Origin of the sequence: Streptomyces sp. NPDC086554, assembly GCF_040686095.1 — a bacterium.
Taxonomy (GTDB): domain Bacteria; phylum Actinomycetota; class Actinomycetes; order Streptomycetales; family Streptomycetaceae; genus Streptomyces.
Genome location: NZ_JBFBJK010000010.1, coordinates 250,221 through 265,149 on the forward strand (window position 1 = coordinate 250,221; position 14,929 = coordinate 265,149).

The 14,929-nt window shown below is 69.9% G+C and carries 13 protein-coding genes and 1 tRNA gene; 9 read left to right on the top strand and 5 right to left on the bottom strand.

From position 1 onward, the window contains the following. Positions 1-7: 7 nt before the first annotated feature. Complete coding sequence (locus tag AB0O76_RS19000) at positions 8-796, bottom strand: class III extradiol ring-cleavage dioxygenase (RefSeq protein WP_365492160.1); 789 nt, start codon at positions 794-796, stop codon at positions 8-10. A 119-nt stretch (positions 797-915) separates the two neighbouring features. Between AB0O76_RS19000 and AB0O76_RS19005 the strand changes: the two genes are divergently transcribed. Then, a complete protein-coding gene (locus AB0O76_RS19005; RefSeq protein WP_365492162.1) occupies positions 916-1,431 on the top strand; it encodes a MarR family transcriptional regulator in 516 nt (171 codons plus the stop codon). A 25-nt stretch (positions 1,432-1,456) separates the two neighbouring features. On the opposite strand, the gene AB0O76_RS19010 is transcribed toward AB0O76_RS19005, so the two are convergent. After that, complete coding sequence (locus tag AB0O76_RS19010; RefSeq protein ID WP_365492165.1) at positions 1,457-2,971, bottom strand: MFS transporter; 1,515 nt, start codon at positions 2,969-2,971, stop codon at positions 1,457-1,459. 88 nt (positions 2,972-3,059) lie between these two features. Then, the gene (locus tag AB0O76_RS19015) at positions 3,060-3,719 is read right to left on the bottom strand and encodes a TetR/AcrR family transcriptional regulator (RefSeq protein WP_365492168.1); all 660 of its coding nucleotides are present in this window, start codon (positions 3,717-3,719) and stop codon (positions 3,060-3,062) included. A 363-nt stretch (positions 3,720-4,082) separates the two neighbouring features. On the opposite strand from AB0O76_RS19015, the gene AB0O76_RS19020 reads away from it, so the two are divergent. Continuing rightward, positions 4,083-5,366 carry a M6 family metalloprotease domain-containing protein gene (locus tag AB0O76_RS19020; RefSeq protein ID WP_365492171.1) on the top strand — a complete coding sequence of 428 codons (1,284 nt, stop codon included), beginning with the start codon at positions 4,083-4,085 and terminating at the stop codon, positions 5,364-5,366. Between the two features lie 5 nt (positions 5,367-5,371). On the opposite strand, the gene rho is transcribed toward AB0O76_RS19020, so the two are convergent. After that, positions 5,372-6,553 carry a transcription termination factor Rho gene (gene rho, locus AB0O76_RS19025; protein ID WP_365492174.1) on the bottom strand — a complete coding sequence of 394 codons (1,182 nt, stop codon included), beginning with the start codon at positions 6,551-6,553 and terminating at the stop codon, positions 5,372-5,374. A gap of 427 nt (positions 6,554-6,980) precedes the next feature. Here rho and AB0O76_RS19030 point away from each other — a divergent pair, with 427 nt between their 5' ends. The 7 genes from AB0O76_RS19030 to AB0O76_RS19060 all read left to right on the top strand — a co-directional run bounded on the left by AB0O76_RS19030 (position 6,981) and on the right by AB0O76_RS19060 (position 13,558). Next, positions 6,981-7,562 (top strand): hypothetical protein, encoded by a 582-nt coding sequence (locus tag AB0O76_RS19030; RefSeq protein WP_365492177.1) that lies wholly within the window; start codon positions 6,981-6,983, stop codon positions 7,560-7,562. A 287-nt stretch (positions 7,563-7,849) separates the two neighbouring features. Beyond that, positions 7,850-8,656, top strand: a complete 807-nt coding sequence (locus AB0O76_RS19035; protein WP_365492180.1) for a 3-hydroxybutyrate dehydrogenase — start codon at positions 7,850-7,852, stop codon at positions 8,654-8,656. A gap of 56 nt (positions 8,657-8,712) precedes the next feature. Beyond that, complete coding sequence (locus AB0O76_RS19040; RefSeq protein ID WP_365492183.1) at positions 8,713-10,116, top strand: MFS transporter; 1,404 nt, start codon at positions 8,713-8,715, stop codon at positions 10,114-10,116. Positions 10,117-10,150: 34 nt separating this feature from the next. Further along, positions 10,151-12,070: a GAF domain-containing protein gene (locus tag AB0O76_RS19045; protein ID WP_365492186.1), complete on the top strand. Its 1,920-nt coding sequence runs from the start codon at positions 10,151-10,153 to the stop codon at positions 12,068-12,070. A gap of 96 nt (positions 12,071-12,166) precedes the next feature. Then, positions 12,167-12,580 carry a VOC family protein gene (locus AB0O76_RS19050; protein ID WP_365492189.1) on the top strand — a complete coding sequence of 138 codons (414 nt, stop codon included), beginning with the start codon at positions 12,167-12,169 and terminating at the stop codon, positions 12,578-12,580. A gap of 324 nt (positions 12,581-12,904) precedes the next feature. Next, on the top strand, positions 12,905-13,366 hold the full coding sequence (locus AB0O76_RS19055; RefSeq protein ID WP_365492192.1) for a pyridoxamine 5'-phosphate oxidase family protein: 462 nt from the start codon (positions 12,905-12,907) through the stop codon (positions 13,364-13,366). A gap of 119 nt (positions 13,367-13,485) precedes the next feature. Next, positions 13,486-13,558, top strand: a tRNA-Arg gene (locus tag AB0O76_RS19060). Positions 13,559-14,057: 499 nt separating this feature from the next. Here AB0O76_RS19060 and AB0O76_RS19065 read toward each other — a convergent pair. Beyond that, positions 14,058-14,927: a geranyl diphosphate 2-C-methyltransferase gene (locus tag AB0O76_RS19065; protein ID WP_365492195.1), complete on the bottom strand. Its 870-nt coding sequence runs from the start codon at positions 14,925-14,927 to the stop codon at positions 14,058-14,060. Positions 14,928-14,929: the final 2 nt, after the last annotated feature.

Sequence of the window (14,929 nt, forward strand, 5' to 3'; positions counted from 1 at the left end):
GCGCCCCTTACGGGGCGCCGAATTGCACCGACCTCTTGGCCAACCCCATCCAGAAGCCGTCGATCACACTCCGCTGCCCGCCTAGGTCACCCGCAGCCTCCGCCGCCCCCATCGTCACGAACAGCGGAGCGAAATGCTCCGTACGCGGATGCGCCAGCTGCCCCGCCGGGGACTTGTGCTCGAAGTCGAGAAGCCCGTCCACGTCCCCCGCGTCCAGCGCCTCACGCCCCCACACATCGAACTCCACCGACCAGGACGGGATGCCGCCCTGCCGCAGCGCCGCCAAATTGTGCGTGAAGAAGCCGCTGCCGACGATCAGCACGCCCTCGTCCCGCAGCGGCGCCAGCTTGCGGCCGATGTCCATCAGGCGCTGCGGATCGAGCGTCGGCATGGAGATCTGGAGTACGGGGATGTCGGCGGCCGGGTGCATCTCGACGAGCGGGACGTACGCCCCGTGGTCGAGCCCGCGATCGGGGATGTCCTGCACCGGCGTGCCCGCCCCGCGCAGCAATTTGCGTACGGAATCGGCCAGTTGAGGGGCGCCCGGAGCGGCGTACGTCACCTGGTAGTAATGCTCGGGGAAGCCCCAGAAGTCGTGGACGAGCGGCACCGTATCGGTGGCGCCGAGGGCGAGCGGGGCCTCCTCCCAGTGGGCGGAGACCATCAGGATGGCCTTGGGGCGCGGCAGGTCGGCCGACCAGGCCTTGAGCTGGTCCGGCCAGAGGGCGTCGTCGGCCAGCGGCGGCGCGCCGTGGCTGAGGTACAGGGCGGGCATGCGCTCCTGGGTTTCGGTCATGACGGCGCCTCCGAGAACTTCACAGGACTAGATGCTTTAACTCTCAAGCTTTCTGCTCGATAATGACCCTACTCCCGCATTGTTTAACTTTCAAGAAAGGGCTGCGTACAGTGGAGTACATGGACACGGCACCCACTTCTCCTCCGGACGAGGAACCCCGCTGGCTCGACGACGACGAACAGCGCACCTGGCTCGCGTATCTGCACGCCACCACGCTCCTGGAGGACCACCTCGACCGCCAGTTGCAGCGTGACGCGGGCATGCCGCACATCTACTACGGCCTGCTCGTCCAATTGTCCGTCGCGCCCCGGCGCCGACTGCGGATGACCGAGCTCGCGCGGAACACCAAGATCACCCGGTCCCGGCTCTCGCACGCGATCGCGCGCCTGGAGAAGAACGGCTGGGTGCGCCGCGAGGACTGCCCCTCGGACAAGCGCGGCCAGTTCGCGATCCTCACCGACGACGGGTACGAGGTGCTGCGCAGGACCGCGCCCGGCCATGTCTCCGCCGTACGCCAGGCCCTCTTCGACCGGCTCAGCCCGGAACAGCAGAAGTCCCTCGGCGAGATCATGATGATCGTCGCCGAGGGACTTCAGCCCAAGGAGGCCGGTGCGGACCTTCCCTGGCTCCGCTAGGTCTTCCAGGTCTCCCCTACCGGGGTCAGTGCGCGACCACCGGGATGCGCACCTCGTCCTCCTTGCCCACGCCCTCACCGTCGCCCGAAGCGGCCTGAGCGCCGCCCTGGGCATCGGTGTTGATGAACGCGAAGGCGATCGCGGCGGAGATCACCAGGATGCCGACCGCCCACCAGGTGGCGGTGGCATAGCCATCCACCTGCGCCTGCGCCTGGAGGAGCTTCTGCGCCGCCGGAGTCGTCGCGCCCGCCGCGTGCGAGGTGATGTACGCGGTCGTGGCGGATGCGGCGATGGTGTTCAAGAGGGCCGTGCCGATGGCGCCGCCGACCTGCTGCGAGGTGTTGACCATCGCGGAGGCGACACCGGCGTCACGCGGCTCGACACCGTGCGTGGCAAGGGACATGGCGGGCATGAACGCCGTACCCATGCCGAGACCGAGCAGCAGCAGCGCCGGCAGGACCACCGCGGAGTACGAGCCGCCGATCTCCATCTGGGTCAGCAGGAGCATGCCGACCGCGGCGACCAGGAAGCCCGGGCCCATCAGCAGGCGCGGCGCGACCCGGGTCATCAGGCGGGCGCCGATCTGCGTGGAGCCCACGATCATGCCCGCGATCATCGGCAGGAAGGCGAAGCCGGTCTTCACCGGGGAGTAGCCCTGCACGATCTGCAGGTAGTAGGTGAGGAACAAGAAGGTGCCGAACATCGCGATGACGGCCAGACCGAGGGACAGGTAGACACCGCCACGGTTGCGCTCGGTCAGGACGCGCAGCGGAAGCAGCGGGGCCTTGACCTTGGCCTCGGTGACGAGGAACGCCCCGAGCAGCACCGCGGAGGCGACGAACATGCCGATCGTGAGACCGTCGGTCCAGCCGGCGGACTCGGCGCGGGTGAAGCCGTACACCAGGGCGACCAGACCCAGGGTGGACAGGAGCACGCCGGGGATGTCGAGCGGCGAGCGGTTGCGGCCCTCGGCGGGCTCACGGATCACGAAGTACGCGCCCGCGGCCGCGACGATCGCGAACGGAACGTTGACGAAGAAGGTCCAGCGCCAGTCCATGTACTCGGTGAGCAGACCACCGAGGATGAAGCCCACGGCGCCACCGCCACCGGCGATCGCACCGTAGATGCCGAACGCCTTGGCGCGCTCCTTGCCGTCGGTGAACATCACCGCGAGCAGCGACAGTGCGGCCGGCGCGAGCAGCGCACCGAACACACCCTGCAGCGCACGGGCGCCGAGCATCATGGCCTCACCGTTGGCCGCGCCACCGAGCACGGAGGCGGCGGCGAAGCCGACAAGGCCGACGAGGAAGGCGCGCTTACGGCCCCACAGGTCGGCGATGCGGCCGCCGAAGAGCAGCAGGCCACCGAAGGCCAGGGCGTAGGCCGTGATGACCCACTGGCGGTTGCCGTCCGATATGCCCAGGTCCTGCTGGGCGGAGGGCAGCGCGATGTTCACGATGGTCGCGTCGAGCACGACCATCAGCTGCGCGAGCGCGATGAAGATCAGCGCTTTCCAGCGCCTCGGATCTGTTTCTGACATAGGGATAGCCACCTAGCGGTACGAGAGTGAAAAAAGCGACGTAACGAGAAGCGTGAAGCGGGGTGAGACGTGCGGTGTCAGGCAGGGCTCATGACTGTCGGAGGTCCTCCAAGGTCGCCGCCTCACCGGGCAGCTCGGAGCGTGCCGGAGCCATCAGGCCGTCCATGAACAGCTGCAGATGGCGGTGGACGAAGCGGTCCATGTTCAGGCAGGCGGTGCCGGGCAGGGGCCGGGTGAGCTGGGAGAGGGCGACCATCAGGTCTCCGACGGCGATGTCGGTGCGCAGCTGCCCCGCCGCGCGTGCCCGCTCCATGAGCCCGTCGATCGCGGCCTCGAGCCGGTCGCGGGCGTCGATCAGGTCAGGGTGCTCGGGGTCGAACGCCTCCTGGAGCATCGGGCACAGCGCGCCGATCCGCTCATCGGCGGCGGCGTGCACGAACTCGCGCAGGGCGTCGAAGGCAGCGCCTTCCCCCTCGGCTTCCGTCCTGACGCGGGCACGCTCGGCGTGCTCCGCGACGCGGTCGGTCACCAACAGGACGACTTGGTGGACCAGTTCGGCCCGGTCGGCGAAGTGCCGGTAGACCGTGGCGTTGCCCACGCCCGCGCGCCGCGCGACCTCGTCGAACGGCACATCCGGACCGAACTCGACGAACATCTCGCGTGCGGCGGCGACGATCCGCTCCCGGTTGCGCAAGGCGTCGGCCCGCGGGCGGGTGACCTTGCGCTGCGGGGCGGTGGCGGTGTCCACGACGGCACTCCCCTCTCTGCGGCTAAACCGCCGCCGCTCTCGCGGAGGTGGTTCTCGCCGTTTCGGTTGCTCAATTGATGATTGCGGTGGTTCGCCCGACACAACCGGGGAGCTGCTCCCCGTTTCGCTCGGACACAGGTCTAAACGGGGAAAGACTCCCCGGATATTTCCCCCCTCCGGGTTTCTTTCTGTGGCCTGAGTCACACCTCTGGCCTGGGTCACACCTCTGGCCTGAGCCACACCTCCGCGGGCCAGAAACCCACGATCGGTCGCACCCAGCGAGCGCCCTGGCGGACCCCGGCACAGGGTGATCGAACAGGGTGCAGCCAGGACCGGCGGCTGCCGCGACGGGAGGGCCCATGTATGCAGCAGCCGACCTGGAGGCGGATACGCGGGGCCCGGCGCGGCGCGGCACTCGCGGCCTGCGCGGCCCTCGCCCTCACGGTCACCACGTCGGCGAGCACGGGCCGGCTGATGGAGGACTCCGCCACCGCCGCGGGCCCCACGTCCCTGCCCCGCGCGACCGCACTCGGCCCGTGCATGATCAACGGCACGATGGGCGTCCAGATGACGGAGGGCGTACCCACGCCCGCCGGGTACTCGCGCTCCAAGGGCACCGTCCGGGCCCTGAACCTGATGGTCGACTTCTCCGACGCCCCCGGCGAGGGCACCGCCATGGAGCGCCTCGCGGAGTTCTTCCCGCAGACCTCGGACTGGTTCCGCACCAGCTCCTACGGGCGGCTCGACTACCTCCCCGAGTCCCCCGTGCCCGACTGGCTGCGCATGCCGAAGAGCTTCAAGGAGTACGGGATAGAGCGCGGCGCACCCTTCGATCCCGGGTACCGCGAGCTCGTCCAGGACATCGTGGCGACCGCCGATGCTGACGTGGACTTCCGCGAGTACGACCTGGTGAACATCCTCATCACGCCGAACGCCGGCCCTTCCGCGCTCGACACGGTCCTCTCGGTGACCTTCGCGGGCAACACCGAGGCGCCCGTCGCGGACGGCGTCCCGGTCGCCAACGCGTCCTTCATCTACAGCCGCCAGGACGACGGCTCGGGCAGCTACAGCGAGACCGGCTACCGCGTGCTCCCCCACGAGAACGGCCACACCTTCGGCCTGCCCGACCTCTATACGCAGGAGGGCGGCGGCGCGGTCGGCCACTGGGACATCATGAGCGAGGACTGGGGCGCCAACAACGACCTGCTTGCCTGGCACAAGTGGAAGCTGGGCTGGCTCGACGACGACCAGATCAGCTGCGCGTCCAACTCCGGGACGACCGAGCACACGCTGACCCCGCTGAGCGAGCGCGGCGGCACCAAGCTCGCCTTCGTGCCGATGGACGAGAAGACGGGGTACGCGATCGAGGTCCGCACCCAGGGCGGCAACGACGAGGCGGTCTGCAAGCCCGGCGTGCTGGTCTACCGGGTGAACGCGGAGATCGACACGGGCCACGGCCCGGTCACCGTCTCCGACTCGGCGAAGGACAGCGGCGGCTGCACTCGGCGGCCGAACGTCCACGCGGAGCTCTCCGACGCGACGTACGGGCCGGGGCAGACGTTCGTGGACGAGAAGGCGGACGTCCGCGTCACGGTGGCGGGCGTCGACAAGGACGGCGGCTACCGGGTGCACGTCACACGCCCGTGAGGGGATCAACTCCCATTTGTCTTGGCGGAGTTGGCGCCGGGAACGGTCTGCTGCACCTGTCGCAGGAAGGCGGCGTTGCTCGGCGTCCTGCGCATGCGGTCGAGCAGCGCCTCCAGGCTGCCCTGCGCGTCCCGTCCGTGCAGGGCGCGACGCAGTCCGCGTACGGCCGTCAACTCGTCGGCGGGCACGAGCAGTTCGTCACGGCGCGTACCGGACGGAGTGACGTCGACGGCAGGGAAGACGCGCCGCTCGGCCATCCCCCGATCGAGGCGGAGCTCCATGTTGCCGGTGCCCTTGAGCTCCTCGAAGTAGTAGTCGTCGGCGCGCGATCCGGTCTCCACGAGCACGGTGGCGAGCATGGTCAGCGACCCGCCCTCCTCCGCGAGCCGCGCGGCGCCGAAGAGCCGCTTGGGGCCCTGGATGGCGGCGGCGTCGACACCTCCGGAGAGGGTGCGGCCGCCGCTGGACGCGGCATTGTTGTACGCACGGCAGAGCCGCGTCAGCGAGTCGAAGAGCATGACGACGTCCCTGCCCTCCTCGGTCAGCCGCTTGGCGCGCTCGACGGCGAGTTCGGCCAGGGCGATGTGCTCCTTGGCGGGCCGGTCGAAGGTCGATGCGAGGACCTCGCCGCGTACGGACCGCTTCATGTCCGTGACCTCTTCGGGCCGCTCGTCGAGGAGGACGACCATGAGGTGCGCCTCGGGGTGGTTCGCGCTGACGGCAGCGGCGATCTGCTGCAGGAGGACCGTCTTTCCGGTCCTCGGCGGCGCGACGATCAGGCCGCGCTGCCCCTTGCCGACGGGCGCGACGAGATCGACGAGCCGGGTCGCGACGGACCCTCCGACGGTCTCCAGACGGAGCCGCTCGCGGGGGTGCAGCGGGGTGAGGTCCCCGAACCGCGCCCGCCTGCCGAGCGCCTCGGCGGAGTGGCCGTTGACCCGGTGGACGTCGGTGAGCGTGCGGGGCCGTGCGCACTCGCCCTGGACCAGGTCGCCGGGGCGGAGGCCGAGGCGGCGGATCAGGGCGGCGGGGACCTGCACGTCGTTGGGGGTGGGAAGGCAATCGCCGGTACGGAGGTGACCGGTGCCGCCGTGGGCGAGGTCGAGGATGCCGGAGGCGGCCCTGACCGTGGCCGTGGTGGATTCCTTGGTGGATTGCTTGTTCTGGGGGATGGTTGCGGTGGTCATGATGGGTTCCTTTCGCGGACATGCGAATGAAGGGCCCGGCGGGGCGGTGTGATCACACCCCGTACGACGGGCGGAAATCCCGTACGACGGATGGAGAACCCGTACGACGGGCGGAGAGAAAGTGGCCGCCGAGGAGGCGGAAGAGAAGAAATCAGCACCGGCGCCGCAGAGAGGCGGCGTTCACACGTGCTGTTCGCAAGGTAGCACAGCCCTCGGCCCGCGGGGTGTGACGTGCGCCACCCCACCACCCAGGGTGTGGGAATTCCCGTAACTCTGGGTCAGCCCAACTAACCTTTAGAACATATCCAGTTGGCCTGGAATCCCGCGCGTTTCCTGTGACACGCTCGGTCGAGTTCGCAAACGTATCGCGGATGAAATTCCCCTCTCACCGGCAATTCAATCCATGCCTGACAGGAAAGCAACTCCCGTGCGCAGAAAGACTTCCATGGCGGCGACCGCCGCGGCGGTGCTCGCCCTCACGCTGAGCGGCTGCGGCAGCGATGACGACGGCGGCGAGGGCGACGACGCGAAGGCCCCGGGTAAATCGAAGCCCAGCGTCTCCGAGCCCGCCGCGAAGCCGTCCACCGAGGCGCCGAAGCCCAAGCCCACGCCCAGCAGAACCCGTACGGCGAAGCCCACCGCCCCCAAGGCCACTCCGAGCCCCACCAAGGCGGCCCCCACGCCGACCCGTTCGGCCGCCCCGAAGCCCGCTCCCACCAGTAAGCCGGGCGCGAGCGGCGTCCAGGGCACCTGGTACCACATCGTCCGCGCGCAGGACGGCAAGGAGATGGTGCTGACCATCAGCGGAACCTCACTCACCATGCGCGCCGGTGAGAAGTCCTGCACGGGGACCATCAGCAGCAGCATGGCCATGACGGTCGACTGCGGCGGCGGCGACATGAAGACCACCGGCACGGCCGTGGCCACCGGAAGCGGCACCGCGCAGAAGCTCGCGTGCACCTGGGCGGACGGCAGCACGGACCGCTTCGCGCGGACGCGCCCGGCCTAGGGCCTGTCCGATGGGTCAGGCCGGTCTTCGCGCCGGGTGCCGATTCAGCAGGGCCGAGCGGGCCCTGGTGCGTGCAGCTGCAAGGCGGAGGAGGGCGACAACGCGAATGGGGTCTCCCCTGCTCGAGCGGAGTCGAGAGCTTGGGGGAGTGCGTGCCAGGGGTCGCGACCCCGGCAGGACCCATCGGACAGGCCCTAACTCCCGTACCGCACACACATCGGACCGCCGCCCGTTGTGTGGGTTCCACACATGGGAACGTCTCGCGCGGCGCCCTTACGTTTCCGGCCATGACGAGCAGCGTTAGCGGAAGCGACCCCGCCGGTGCGGGAATCACCCCCGCCGGAGCCGGCACCGATCTGACCGGACGTACCGCCCTGGTCACCGGCGGCGGCAGCGGCATCGGCCGCGCCTGTGCCGTGGCCCTCGCCGACGCCGGCGCCTTCGTCCATGTCGTCGACGTGGACGCGGAGTCGGCCAAGGCGGTCGCCGAGACGGTCGGCGGCGAACCGCACGTCGCCGACCTCGCCGACCCCGACGCGGTGCTGGCCCTGCCCGCGGCCGTCGACGTCCTCGTCAACAGCGCCGGGCTCCAACACGTCGCGCCCATCGAGGAGTTCCCCCCGGAACGGTTCGACCTGATCCAGCGGGTCATGGTCACCGCGCCGTTCCTGCTCCTGCGCCGCACCCTGCCCCACATGTACGCGCACGGCTGGGGCCGCGTCGTGAACATCTCCAGCGTGCACGGCCTGCGGGCCAGCCCCTTCAAGTCCGCCTACGTCGCGGCCAAGCACGCCCTGGAGGGCCTGAGCAAGGTCACCGCCCTGGAGGGCGCCGCCCACGGGGTCACCAGCAACTGCGTCAACCCCGGCTATGCCCGCACCCCGCTCGTCGAGCGCCAGATCAGCGCGCAGGCCGCCGCCCACGGCATCCCCGAGGAGCAGGTCCTCACCGACGTACTGCTGCGGCGTTCGGCGGCGAAGCGGCTGATCGAGCCCGCGGAGATCGCCGCCGCCGCGCTCTGGCTCTGCGGCCCGCACAGCGGCTTCGTGACCGGCGCATCGCTCCCCCTGGACGGCGGCTGGACCGCCGGATAGCTCTCGCTTGCCCTACCCACGTCCCCATAGAGCCTCTCCAGAGAACGGATCAAGCCATGGCAGCAACGCCGCATGCCCAGGGCAAGGACCCGGCCGGCCAGGCGCCGAAGAAGCCCGGCATCGCCCGCATCATCAGCGCGAGCCTGATCGGCACCACCATCGAGTGGTACGACTTCTTCCTCTATGGCTCGGCCGCCGCCCTCGTCTTCAACACCCTGTTCTTCCCGACGAGCGACCCCCTGGTCGGCACCCTCCTGGCCTTTCTCACGTACGCCGTCGGCTTCGCCGCGCGACCGCTCGGCGGTGTCGTCTTCGGCCACTACGGCGACAAGATCGGCCGCAAGAAGCTGCTGGTCCTGAGCCTGCTGATGATGGGCGGCGCGACCTTCGCGATGGGGCTCCTTCCCACGCACGCCACGCTCGGCGTCGGCGCCCCGATCCTGCTGACGGTCCTTCGCCTGGTCCAGGGCTTCGCGCTGGGCGGCGAGTGGGGCGGCGCCGTACTCATCGTCTCCGAGCACGGCGACGACAAGAACCGCGGCTTCTGGGCCTCCTGGCCGCAGGCAGGCGCCCCCGGCGGCAATCTGCTGGCCACCGGCGTCCTGGCGCTGCTCGCCGCCGTCCAGTCGGAAGAGGCGTTCCTGGCCTGGGGCTGGCGCATCCCGTTCCTGCTCTCCGGCGTACTGGTGATCATCGGCCTGTGGATCAGGGTCTCGGTGTCGGAATCCCCCCTGTTCCTGGAGGCGCAGGCGAAGGCCGCCGCCTCGGCCTCGGGGGAAACCGCCAAACAGGAGGCCCCCGTCGTCGAGGTCTTCCGGAGCAACTGGCGCGGCGTCCTGACCGCCATCGGCACCCGGCTCGGCGAGAACGTCTCGTACTACATCCTCACGGCCTTCGTCCTCGTCTACGTCACCGTGCATCTGGAGCTGCCCAAGAACACCGCCCTGAACGCGGTGCTCATCGGATCCGCCGTGCACTTCGTGACGATCCCTCTCTGGGGCGCCCTGTCCGACCGCATAGGCCGCAGGCCCGTCACCCTGATCGGCTCCATCGGCATGGCGGCGTGGGCCTTCGCCTTCTTCGCACTGGTCGACAGCGAGTCCTTCGCCGTGATCACTCTCGCGGTCACGGTCGGCCTGCTCTTCCACGGCGCGATGTACGGTCCGCAGGCCGCCTTCATCTCCGAGATGTTCGATACGAGGGTGCGCTACTCGGGGGCGTCGATGGGCTCGCAGCTGGCGTCCATCATCGGCGGCGCGCTCGCGCCGATCATCGCCGTGGAACTCCTCAAGGACTACGACTCCGCGACGCCGGTCGCCCTGTACGTCTGTGTCACGGTGGTCATCACAACGCTGACGGTCCTCGCGGCCAAGGAAACCCGAGGCCGCTCCCTGGCCCATCAGACCACGTCCCCCGAGGCCTCCTCCCCCAAGTCCCCCTCGGCGACAATCGGAACCTGACCCCGCGCATCCCGCTCCCGGAGGCGATCCCCACATGCCCCGTCCCGCAGAGACCGCCCGCCGGGAGCACGCGGCGTCCGCCCTCTCCGAGCTCCTCGACCTGCTGGCCGGTGACGCCCCCGCCGAGCACTTCGCGCGACCGGCCGCCGCCGCCCGCGCGGCGGGGGCCACGGCTGCCGATCTCGGCGCCATCGACGAGGCCACGCAGACCGCGCTGCGGGTGCGCCGCACCCTGAACCAGCACCAGCGGCGGGAGGCCGAGCTCACCGCCCTGTTCGACACGGCGGGCGACCTGGCGGCGCTGCGTGACCTGGACGCGGTGCTCCGGGCCATCGTGCACCGGGCCAAGCTGCTGCTTCGTACGGATGTCGCGTATCTGTCCCTCAACGACGACACAGCGGGCGACACCTACATGCGGGTCACCGACGGCTCCGTCTCCGCCGCGTTCCAGAACCTGCGCCTGGGGATGGGCGAGGGTCTCGGCGGCCTCGTCGCCCAGACCGCCCGCCCCTACGCCACCGGCGACTACGAGGTCGACCCCCGCTTCCAGCACACCGCCCCCATCGACAGCGCCGTACTGGAGGAAGGCCTGCACGCCATCCTCGGCGTACCGCTGCGGCAGGGCACCCACGTCATCGGCGTGCTCTTCGCCGCCGACCGCACCGCCCGCGCCTTCACGCCCGACGAGGGCGCCCTGCTCTCCTCGCTCGCCGACCACGCGGCCATCGCCATCGACAGCGCACGCCGGATGGAGGAGACGAGGGCCGCGCTCGTCGACCTGAACGCGGCCTCGCAGACCATCCGCGCGCACAGCGAGGCCCTGCGCCGCGCCGAGGACGCACACGACCGCCTGACCGATCTCGTCCTGCGCGGCGGCGACTTCACGGAGGTCGCCACGGCCATCGGCGCGCTCCTGCGCGGCGGCACCCTCATCCACGACGCGGACGGTACGGAGCTGGCGCGGGTCGACGCCGCGCCCCGTACGCCCCTGGCCAAGGCCGTCGCCGCCTCGCGCGCCAGCGGCCGTGCGGTGCCGCAGGACGGCACCTGGGTGTGCGCGGTCCTGGCGGGCCCGGAACTCCTCGGCAGCATCGCGCTGACCGACCGGCCCGACCTGGGCGAGGCCGACCGCCGCCTCTTCGAACGCGCGGGCGTGGTCACCGCCCTCCTCCTGCTCCTTCGCCGCTCGGCGGCCGAGGCCGAGGACCACGTACGCGGCGAGCTGCTGGGCGACCTGCTGTCCCTCACCGGCACCCCGGGGCGCCTGACGGCGCGGGCCCGCAAACTGGCCGTGGACCTGACCCTCCCCCACTCGGTGTTCGTCGCCCACGGCGAGTCGACGCCCCGGCAGTCCCTGCTCAACGCGGCGGCCCGCGCGGCGCGCACCCGCCACGGGCTGTCCGGCCTGCACCACGACCATGTGGTCCTGGTACTCCCCACCACCGACACGGCCTCCTGCGCCCGCGCCCTCTCCGCCGACCTGACCCACACCACCGGATCCCCGGTCACGGTCGGCGCCGCGGGCCCCGCCACCGGCCCGGCGGCCCTGGCCCAGGCCCACACCGAAGCCCTGCGCTGCCTCTCCGCCCTTCGCGCCCTGGGCCACACGGGTCAGGGCGCGGACCTACCGGACCTCGGCTTCCTCGGCGTACTCCTGGGCGACGACACGGACCTCGACTCCTACGTACGCCGCACACTGGGCCCGGTCCTGGACTACGACGCCAAGCGCGGCACAGAACTGATCCACACCCTGCGGGCCTACTTCGCTGCGGGCGCGAGCCAGTCCAAGGCGAAGGAAGCCCTGCACGTCCACGTGAACACGGTGGTCCAACGCCTGGACCGGATAGCCCAGTTGCTCGGCCCCGACTGGCAGTCCCCCGAGCGTTCCCTGGAGATCCAGCTGGCACTGCGGCTGCACACGGTGAGCGGCAGCGGGGGCGGGGGCGACGCCTGACGGAATCACGGTCAACGGCATTACGGCATTACGCCTACCCGAACGGATCAGGATTCAAGAAGCCCCGCTCACCGGGCCGCCGCTAACGTTCCAGCCATGGACATCACCATTCACACGACGGCCCTCCCCCACGACGACCCGGACGCCTCCCTCGCCTTCTACCGCGACGCCCTCGGCTTCGAGATCCGCAGCGACGTCGGCCAGGGCAAGATGCGCTGGATCACGGTCGGCCCCGTCGACCAGCCCGGCACCTCCATCCTGCTGGCACCGCCGGCCGCCGACCCCGGGGTCACCGAGGACGAGCGCCGCACCATCACCGAGATGATGGCCAAGGGCACGTACGGCTGGATCATGCTGGCCACCCGGGACCTCGACGGCACCTTCGCGAAGGTCCGGGCGGCCGGTAACGCCGAGGTGGTCCAGGAGCCGACCGAGCAGCCGTACGGCGTCCGCGACTGCGCCTTCCGCGACCCGGCGGGCAACATGATCCGCATCCAGGAGCTCCGCTGAGCGATCAGTTCCGTCATTCGGCCATCATTCGGCCATCTGAAGGGGGTCCTCCATGTGCCACCCCGCGTGGTCACGCGCACGCACCGCCGCGCAACACCTCAGCGAACTGACCCGCCTGCGCCGCGTCCGCGACCGCATCGACCGGGAGTACGCGCGGCCACTGAACATCGAGGCACTCGCGCACAACGCGAACATGCAGACGGCCCACCTGATCCGGCAGTTCCGCGAGGCCTACGGCAAGTCGCCGTACGCGTACGTCATGACGCGCCGCATCGAGCACGCAACGGCACTGCCGAGCGCACTCCCACAAAAACTGGAGGCAACATGTCAGCCGCGCCGTCGCGTGGGCTCGAGGAGAGACTGCGGGACACCCGCGCGAGGCTGGAGAGCGACGTGGACCTCTGGGTCGCGACGCCGGGTTCCCCAGGCGGTGTACACCTCATCCCGCTGTCGTACCTCTGGGACGGGTCCACGTTCCTCATCGCGACACCCCGCGCCTCGATCACCGGCCGCAACCTGCTGGCGGACGGCGGAGTACGCCTGGGAATCGGCCCGACCCGCGACGTCGTGATCGTGGACGGCACGGCGGAACCGGTGTCCCTCACCGACCTCGCCCCGGAGACGGGCGACGCGTTCGCAACAAAGACGGGCTTCGACCCACGCAAGCTCGACGACCACTCCTCCTACCAGTACTTTCGGATCCGCCCGCGCCGCATCCAGGCCTGGCGAGAGGCGAACGAACTGCAGGGCCGAGACCTCATGCGCGACGGCCACTGGCTCGGCTGACGGACGGAGCCGGACGACTATGACTACGGCCTCCCTTACCGGGGCGCACCCGCACACCACGATCCGCTAGGCTGTCAACGGTCAGAGGGCTAACCAAGCAAGATCGCCCACAGACCCCCGCCTTCGTAGCTCAGGGGATAGAGCACCGCTCTCCTAAAGCGGGTGTCGCAGGTTCGAATCCTGCCGGGGGCACAGTGCCTGACCAGGCAAAACAAGGCAAGAAGCCCTCTCGGAGCGATCTCCGAGGGGGCTTTTTGTCCTGTTGAGGGGGCTGCGTGGGCACGTGAAGGGCTTCTTCGTCATGCCGTCGGTGATACGCGGCAAGGCGGGCCGGTCTGGGTGACTGCGAGAGTGGGCTCCGGTGCTCGATCGTCAGCCGCCACGGGGGGCGCCGTCATCGATCGGCTGGACGGTGCGAGCGGGAGGACGTTCGGTGGTCCCGTGGTGGAGTTGGTCGTGGGGTGACTCGACTTCGTCCGCGAGGCGGCCATGTGCGGCCTCCCCATCGGAGTCTGTGCCGCCGGACCTGTCGTCGGAGGTGTTGGGCTTCCTCTTGGCGAGCAAGTCCGGTACCCACTCGGTCAGTTCAAGATCCATCGGGGAACAGACTCTCCTATCCGAACCTCTTGACGGGGGTGCTGCGGGACGCAGGCCCGAGAGTCCCGGGTGCGTCCCACAAGCAGTCGGCGGATCAGATCCGGTCGGCGGCGATCAGCAGGTACTGGAAGCTGCCGTTCTTGTACGCGGTCAGAAACGCTTCCTCGATGCCGGTGGCCAGGGAGGACTTGGCGCGCAACTCCCAGTACGGGATGGTCGCCGCGGTGAGGTCCACCACGCTGATCGGCACGAACCGGTTGTTCGCCATCTCCCTGAAATAGGCGGAGCGGGGGTGGATGTCGCAGATGTAGTGGGCGTTGATCGTCGAGACCTCGCGGGAGGGCAGACCGTACGTGTCGTTGTAGCAGCCGGTGATGGTGACGTACCGGCCGCCGCGGGCGACGAGGCGGGCGTACTCGGCGAACAGGGTCGACAGGTCGACGTACATCGTGGACTCGTTGTTCCAGATGCCGCGGAACGAGCCGGTGCCGAAGCCGGTGTCGAGCATGTTCTTGAGGTGGAAGCGCACCTTGTCGTCCACGCCGCGCTTCTTGGCCTGCGCGGTGGCGAAGGCCACCTGGGTCTCGGAGATGGAGATCCCGTCGACGTGACAGCCGAAGCGTTTGTTGGCGACCAGGCTGCCGCCGCCTCGGCCGCAACCGGAGTCCAGGAGACGGTCGTCGGTGGCGACGGTGCCGAGGTGGTCGGCGAGGAAGTCGGCCTGGGCGCACTCCAGACGGTGCAGTTCGGCGATGATGCGCTCGTCGCGGGTGCCCTGGGGGCCCTGCAGGACCGACCAGTCGACGTCGCCAATTCCGTAGTGGTGATGGTAGAAGCCGTCGACCTCGCCAAGGCGGAGGTTGACGGGGTTCTCCTCGCGGTTCCAGTAGTCGGCCACCGACTCCTGGTAGGGGCTGATGGCCGGGGCGGCTGCCACGCTGGCGCGGTGCGCTGTGGTGGTCATGC

Excerpts from the sequence above, each read along its gene's own strand:
- AB0O76_RS19000 (WP_365492160.1), bottom strand. The coding sequence starts at position 796 with ATGACCGAAACCCAGGAGCGCATGCCCGCCCTGTACCTCAGCCACGGC.
- AB0O76_RS19005 (WP_365492162.1), top strand. The coding sequence starts at position 916 with ATGGACACGGCACCCACTTCTCCTCCGGACGAGGAACCCCGCTGGCTC.
- AB0O76_RS19010 (WP_365492165.1), bottom strand. The coding sequence starts at position 2,971 with ATGTCAGAAACAGATCCGAGGCGCTGGAAAGCGCTGATCTTCATCGCG.
- AB0O76_RS19020 (WP_365492171.1), top strand. The coding sequence starts at position 4,083 with ATGCAGCAGCCGACCTGGAGGCGGATACGCGGGGCCCGGCGCGGCGCG.
- rho (WP_365492174.1), bottom strand. The coding sequence starts at position 6,553 with ATGACCACCGCAACCATCCCCCAGAACAAGCAATCCACCAAGGAATCC.
- AB0O76_RS19035 (WP_365492180.1), top strand. The coding sequence starts at position 7,850 with ATGACGAGCAGCGTTAGCGGAAGCGACCCCGCCGGTGCGGGAATCACC.
- AB0O76_RS19040 (WP_365492183.1), top strand. The coding sequence starts at position 8,713 with ATGGCAGCAACGCCGCATGCCCAGGGCAAGGACCCGGCCGGCCAGGCG.
- AB0O76_RS19045 (WP_365492186.1), top strand. The coding sequence starts at position 10,151 with ATGCCCCGTCCCGCAGAGACCGCCCGCCGGGAGCACGCGGCGTCCGCC.
- AB0O76_RS19050 (WP_365492189.1), top strand. The coding sequence starts at position 12,167 with ATGGACATCACCATTCACACGACGGCCCTCCCCCACGACGACCCGGAC.
- AB0O76_RS19055 (WP_365492192.1), top strand. The coding sequence starts at position 12,905 with ATGTCAGCCGCGCCGTCGCGTGGGCTCGAGGAGAGACTGCGGGACACC.
- AB0O76_RS19065 (WP_365492195.1), bottom strand. The coding sequence starts at position 14,927 with ATGACCACCACAGCGCACCGCGCCAGCGTGGCAGCCGCCCCGGCCATC.